General features: G+C 69.8%; 5 protein-coding genes. 2 read left to right on the top strand and 3 right to left on the bottom strand.

Features of this window, described 5'->3' with window-relative positions; translation table 11 throughout:
• Positions 1-180: 180 nt before the first annotated feature.
• On the bottom strand, positions 181-825 hold the full coding sequence (locus tag LBC97_07510; protein MDR2565893.1) for an acetate uptake transporter: 645 nt from the start codon (positions 823-825) through the stop codon (positions 181-183).
• Positions 826-1,036: 211 nt separating this feature from the next.
• On the opposite strand from LBC97_07510, the gene LBC97_07505 reads away from it, so the two are divergent.
• Positions 1,037-2,050 (top strand): LacI family transcriptional regulator, encoded by a 1,014-nt coding sequence (locus tag LBC97_07505; GenBank protein ID MDR2565892.1) that lies wholly within the window; start codon positions 1,037-1,039, stop codon positions 2,048-2,050.
• Positions 2,051-2,179: 129 nt separating this feature from the next.
• Here LBC97_07505 and araA read toward each other — a convergent pair whose 3' ends face one another.
• Both araA and LBC97_07495 read right to left on the bottom strand, forming a co-directional pair.
• Positions 2,180-3,661: an L-arabinose isomerase gene (gene araA / locus LBC97_07500; GenBank protein MDR2565891.1), complete on the bottom strand. Its 1,482-nt coding sequence runs from the start codon at positions 3,659-3,661 to the stop codon at positions 2,180-2,182.
• Between the two features lie 29 nt (positions 3,662-3,690).
• Positions 3,691-4,368, bottom strand: a complete 678-nt coding sequence (locus tag LBC97_07495) for an L-ribulose-5-phosphate 4-epimerase (protein MDR2565890.1) — start codon at positions 4,366-4,368, stop codon at positions 3,691-3,693.
• Between the two features lie 340 nt (positions 4,369-4,708).
• Between LBC97_07495 and LBC97_07490 the strand changes: the two genes are divergently transcribed.
• Positions 4,709-6,411 (top strand): hypothetical protein (locus LBC97_07490; GenBank protein MDR2565889.1); only part of this gene is annotated, 1,703 nt, incomplete at its 3' end.

Genomic DNA, 6,411 nt, shown 5'->3' with positions numbered 1-6,411 from the left:
GTAACCGCCATGGAAGAAGCCACCCTGGGCGATGCTTGCTCGGCGGGGGCTGCGCGGAATCGACCCGTGGGGGGCTGGCCCAGGGGGGGCGGCGGTGTGGGGGCAGGGGTTGGGGGGCGGGGGAGTCGGCGCTGGACAGCCCCCGACTCTGGCCAGCGCCGGGCCGAACCCGTTTCGGCGCTAGTGCGCCGAAACGGGAACAAGTTTCGGTTGCTTCACCACCGGTTTGGGCGAACCGCGAGGGATGTCGCGCGGGAGCACGGTCCGGCCGTATTCGGCGTTGATCACCTGGGCCATGGCCGAATAGATGGCGGCCAGCCCGCAGACAATCCCGATCCAGCCGGCCATGTGCGTGACCCCGACAACGCCGCTGGCGTCCCCGAGCGACAGTGTGAAGAACAGCAACGCCAGCGAGCCGAACACTATCTGGCTGGCCAGGTCGTGTTTGAGGGTGCCCACGAACATGAAAGTGGTGAACAGGCCCCACAGCGCCAAATAGGCGGCCACGGCGATGGGCTCGGCGGGCGCGAGCCCTGCGCTCGCGGGCAGCATCCAGATGAGGATCAGCGACCACCAGAACAGGCCGTAGGCGGTGAAGGCGGTGCCCCCAAAAGTGTTGCCCGCTCTGAACTCGAGCAGGCCGGCGACCAGTTGGGCCAGCCCGCCCAACGCGAATCCCATGGCGGCGATCACCGGCGTCAAGCCGATGAATCCGGCGTTGTGCAGGTTGAGCAGCACTGTGGTCATGCCGAACCCGAGCAGCCCGAGCGGGGCCGGGTTGGCGAGCGGTGGCCTAGCAGCAGCGGTGGCGTTGTTGCCGGTCATGTGGCTTGACCTCAATTCAGCGAAGACTGTGGCATTTCTTTCCACCCTACCCGCCAGTTAGGCCTGAATCCCCTTGACAGCGCGTGATTTTGGTCACATTTCGGTTTGCGTTCGGCAACAAGCAAGGGTTTTCCCGCCGGCGGGGCGGCTCTCGGCGCGTTGCCGCGGAGAGGACCCGCACGGCAGCTTGTGTGAGCGCTAAACTACCCGGATGACAAGCCCTGACGGCACGGCTCGCCGGCCTTCAATGTTCGATGTCGCCAAGGTCGCCCGTGTCTCACATCAAACCGTCTCGCGGGTGCTCAACAGCCATCCTTCGGTCCGGGAGTCGACGCGTCAGCGGGTGCTGGACGCCATCGCCGCGACCGGCTACCGGCGCAACCAGGCGGCTCGGCAGTTGGCCACCGCCCGCAGCGGGATCATCGGCGTGGTCACCCCGCGCACCAACCTGTACGGCCCCTCGCGCTCCACCCTGGCCATCGAGGTGGCCGCCCGCGAGCGCGGTTATTGGGTCTCGCTCGCCTCCCTGCCCGCGGTCACCGTCCAGGCTATGCGAGACGCGCTGGACCACTTCTTGGACCAGGCCGTCGATGCCGTCGCGGTGGTCGCCCCAAATCCCCCCGCTTTGGAGGCCCTGGCTTTGGCACCCGATTTGCCGCCGCTCGTGGCCGTCACCAGCGGATCCGTCGCTCCAGGCATCCCGTGCGCAGATGTCGACCAGGCCGCCGGCGCCAAACTGGCCACCGAATACTTGATTGGCATGGGCCGCCGCAGAATCGCCCACATCGCCGGGCCGCCCGACTTCTTCCACGCGCGGGCGCGCGCGGCGACGTGGGCTGAGACCCTGGAGGAGCACGGCCTGGAACCGGGCCCTGCGGCGGGTGGCGACTGGTCCGGCCAATCCGGCCTGATCGCCACGGCACAGTTGCTCGCGTCCGGGACGCCGGACGCGATCTTCGCCGGCAATGATCTGATGGCGATGGGCGCGCTGGTCGCGTTGCGACGCGCCGGCCTGAGGGTGCCGGAGGACGTGGCGATTGTGGGCTTCGACAACATCCCCGGCTCGGATGTGACCGAGCCTCCTTTGACGACTGTGGACCAAGACCATGCGACTCTGGGCCGAACCGTGGTCGAACTCCTGGACAGCCAACTCGCATCCTCCCCGCCGCCGGCCGGGTTGCCGGCAATGGTCCCCCCGCGTTTGATCCCTCGCGAATCGGCCTAGAAACGGGGACGGCACCTTGCCCGGAAGCACGGCATCGCCGCCGGTCGGGGCGCTGGGGCGAACGTCACGTCCGGTGCGGGGCTTTCCCCTTCGCGGCGTCCGGGAACCGGACTGGGAGGCGATTTCGGGTCATAGGCCGCGGGCCAGGCGGTGGTAGGCCTGGTTCCAGCGGAGTTGGTCCCGGAAGGCCGGGTAAGCGGTCGTGGAGTCGATCAGGGCGAATTCGGTGGCGGTCATTTCGGCGAATTCGGCCCATTCGACGGCCGTGATGGCGGTGGAGATGGCCGTGTGGTGCGGGCCGCCGGCGGTGATCCAGCATTCCGCGCTGGTAGCCAGGTCCGGCTCTGGTTCCCAGACCGCGCGGGCCACGGGCAGGCGCGGCATTGGCTGATGCGGGGCGATCACCCGGACGGAGTTCCCGACCAGCCGGAAACGGTCCCGCATGTCGGCCAGGCCGACCAGGACCGCGGGTCCCGGGTCGGCGTCGAAGACCAGGCGGACTGGGTCGCCGCGCCCGCCTATCCCGAGCGGGTGGATTTCGGCCTTCGGCCGGGATGTGGTCAGGGACGGGCAGACTTCAAGCATGTGGGCGCCCAGGATGCATTCGGCGCCGGGGACCAGGTTGTAGGTGTAGTCCTCCATCAGGGAGGCCCCGCCGGGCAGGCCCGCGCCCATCGCTTTGGCGACCTTGACCAGCAGCGCGGTCTTCCAGTCGCCCTCCGCGCCGAACCCGTAGCCCTGGGCCATCAGCCGCTGCACCGCGATCCCCGGCAGTTGCCGGAGGGCGCCCAGGTCCTCGAAGTTGGTGGTGAAGGCCCCCGCGCCCGCCTGGGTCAGGAAGCCCCGCAGCGCCAGTTCCTGGCGGGCCGCGTAGCGCAGCGATTCGTGCCTCTCCCCGCCGGGTGCCAACTCCGGGGCCACCGAATACAGGTCCAGGTACTCCCCGACCAGGGCGTCGACATCTGGCTCTGGCGCCGCGTCGACGGCCGCCACCAGGTCGTTCACCGCGAAAGTGTTGACGTCCGCGCCGAAGACCCGCTCCGCCTCGACCTTGTCGCCCTCGGTCACGGCCACGTTTCGCATGTTGTCCCCGAACCGGACTACGGACAGGTTCCGGGCAGTCTGCCAGCCGATCGCCGCCCGCGCCCAACTGGCGAGGCGCGCCGTCACGCGCGGGTTGGAGACGTGACCCGCGATCACGGTGCGCCGCACGCCCAGGCGCGCCTCGATGTACCCGAACTCGCGGTCGCCGTGCGCGGCCTGGTTGAGGTTCATGAAGTCCATGTCGATTGTCACCCACGGCAGGGCCGCGTCGGCCTGGGTGTGCAGGTGCGCCAGCGGCTTGGCCAGCGCCTCCAGCCCGTTGATCCACATCTTGGCCGGGCTGAACGTGTGCATCCACGCGACCACCCCCGCGCAGTCCGGGTCGGCGCTCGCCTCCACCAACGTGCGCGTGATCGCTTCCTTGCTGGTCAGCACGGGTTTCCAAACAACCTTGAGGGGCAGGGCACCGTCCAACGCGGCGGCGATCCGCCGCGAGTTGTCATCCACCTGCGCCAGGGTCTCCGGCCCGTACAGATGCTGCGAGCCCGTGACGAGCCAAACCTCCATTGGTCTTCCTTTCAAATCCGACGCCCGGGCTACTGCCCGTAGACGTTCTGGTAGCGGTCGTAAAGACGGTCGACGTCTCCGTCGCCGAGCGGGACCGGCGTGCCCAGTTGGCGGGCGATGTGCACGGTGCGCGCGACCTCCTCGGTCAGCACCGCCGCTTTGACCGCGGCTTTGGCGGTGGCGCCAATGGTGAACACGCCGTGGTTGGCCATCAGCACCGCCGGGGACCGCGAGCCCGCCAGCGTCTCGACAATGCCCCGGCCGATCGAGTCGTCGCCGATCAGCGCCAATGGGCCCACCGGGATGGGACCCCCGAACTCGTCCCCCATCATGGTCAGCACGCACGGTATGGGCTCGCGCCGGGCCGCCCACGCCGTCGCGTAGGTCGAGTGGGTGTGGACCACCCCGCCCACGTCCGGCCGGTGCCGGTAGACGTAGGCGTGGGACGCAGTGTCCGATGACGCCTTGCCCGCCCCGTCCACCACCTCGCCTTCGAGGTTGGTCACCACCATGTTCTCCGGCGTCAACTCGTCGTAGGCGACCCCGGACGGCTTGATCACCATCAGGTCGTGGCCGGGCACCCGGGCGGAGACGTTGCCCGCCGTCCAGACCACCAGCCCCCAGCGGGGGAGTTCAGCGTGCAGGTGGGACACCTCCGCGCGCAACGCCTCTATCTGGGCCCTCGCGGCCGCCGGAACAACGCCCACCCCGCCACCTTTCCGGCGCCCGAGGCGCCTGATCCGCTCGCAATGTTAGCGCTAACGCAACGCCGCCTCAAGCGTAGTCTTGAGTCTTATGCGGAACCAACACGATGGGGCGGTCTGACCATGGACCGATTCGCCCAACCCAAAGACTGGTTCGGCGCTGTGGGCCGGGGAACCAGGTGGCCAGGCCGGCCGGATTTCAACGCCCGGCGCGGCCCCCGCCCTAGGCCGAAAGGGACGGGACCGGGCGCGGCGCCAAGGGCGGAATGAGTCGGTCGGCGCGGGCGAACCGGCGGAAACAAGGCGCAGCCCCAAGGGGCGCGCGGAGTCAAGGAGGACGGAAATGGCTGTAACTGGAACTGGGGAAGGTCCGGGCGGGGTGGACGGCGGCATCGGGCGAGTGGGGGCCCAAATTGAGCGTGGCGAAAGCTACCTCGGCATTGAACTGGGCTCCACGCGGATCAAGGCGTGCCTGATCGGGCCGGACGGCGCGGTCTGGGCGACCGGCGCCCACGATTGGGAGAACCACTACCGGAACGGCCTCTGGACCTACGGGCTGGACGAGGTCTGGCACGGGCTGCAAGGCGCCTACGCCGCTTTGGCGATGGATGTCCGGGAACGCCACGGCGCCCAGTTGCGGCGTTGCCGGGCAATCGGCGTCAGCGCGATGATGCACGGCTATCTGGCGTTCGACGCGGCGGGGGAGTTGCTGGCGCCGTTCAGGACCTGGCGGAACACGAACACGGGCCCGGCCGCCGCCGCGCTGAGCGAGTTGTTCGCGTTCAACATCCCGCTGCGCTGGTCGGTGGCGCACCTGTACCAGGCGGCCCTGGGCGGCGAGCCGCATGTGCCCGCGGTCTGCTTCATCACGACCCTGGCCGGGTACGTGCACTGGCAGCTGACCGGGCGCAAGGTGATCGGGGTTGGGGACGCCTCGGGGATGTTCCCAATCGACTCGGCGGCGGGCGACTGGGACGCCGCCAAGCTGGCGTTGTTCGACTCGTTGGGGGCGGTGGACCGGCCGCTGCGCGAACTCCTGCCGGAGGTCAAACTGGCTGGCCAGGAGGCGGGTCATCTGACGCGTGCGGGCGCGGCGCGGCTGGACCCGGCCGGACTGCTGGAAGCCGGCATTCCATTGTGCCCGCCGGAAGGGGACGCGGGCACGGGCATGGTCGCGACCGGCGCGATAGCGCCCAGGACCGGCAACGTCTCTGTGGGGACCTCGATCTTCGCAATGGTGGTGCTGGACAAGGCCCTGGCCCGGCCGCACCCCGAACTGGACCTGGTGACCACGCCGGCCGGCGACCCGGTGGCCATGGTCCACTGCAACAACGGCGCCAGCGAACTGGGCGCCTGGGCGTCCCTGTTCGGCGAGTTCGCTGACGCCTTGGGCGGCGCCGGTGTCGTTGGCTCCGGGCCGGAGGATGGGTCTCGTGTTGGCGCCGGCGGCGGGGCGGGTGAGGTTGGCTCCGGGCACGGGGACGGGTCTCCTGCCGGTGCCGGTGCCGGTGGCGGTCGCGGTGCGGGCGCCGGGATTGGCGGCGAGGCCGCGCCCCGTTCCCGCCCGGCGGTTGACGCCGACCGGGTCTTTGAGGTCCTGTTCCAAGCGGCCCTCGCGGGCGAGCCGGACGGCGGTGGGCTCCTCGCCTACAACCTCTTGTCCGGCGAGCCGGTGATCGAACTGGCCGAGGGCCGGCCCTTGGTCGCGCGCACCCCCGATTCACGGCTGACTTTGGCGAACTTCATGCGCTCGCAGCTATACGCGGCCTTCGCCGCGCTGGCTCTCGGCATGAGGGTCCTGGCCAACGAGGGTGTCACCATTGAGGCGATGTACGGCCATGGCGGCATCTTCAAGACTCGGGGCGTGGCCGAACGGCTGCTGGCGGCGGCCATCGGCGCGCCGGTCGGCGTGGCCGCCTCGGCCAGCGAGGGCGGGGCCTGGGGGATCGCGTTGCTGGCCCGCTACCTCGAGGCCGCGGCGGACGGACTTAGCCTCTCGCAATTCCTGGAGCGGGTTGTCTTCGCCGGCGCCGCCGCCTCCGTCAC

The organism is Bifidobacteriaceae bacterium (assembly GCA_031281585.1).
Taxonomy (GTDB): Bacteria; Actinomycetota; Actinomycetes; order Actinomycetales; family WQXJ01; genus JAIRTF01.
The sequence above is the reverse complement of the archived record's forward strand: the minus strand, read 5'-3'. Positions and strand labels throughout refer to the sequence as shown.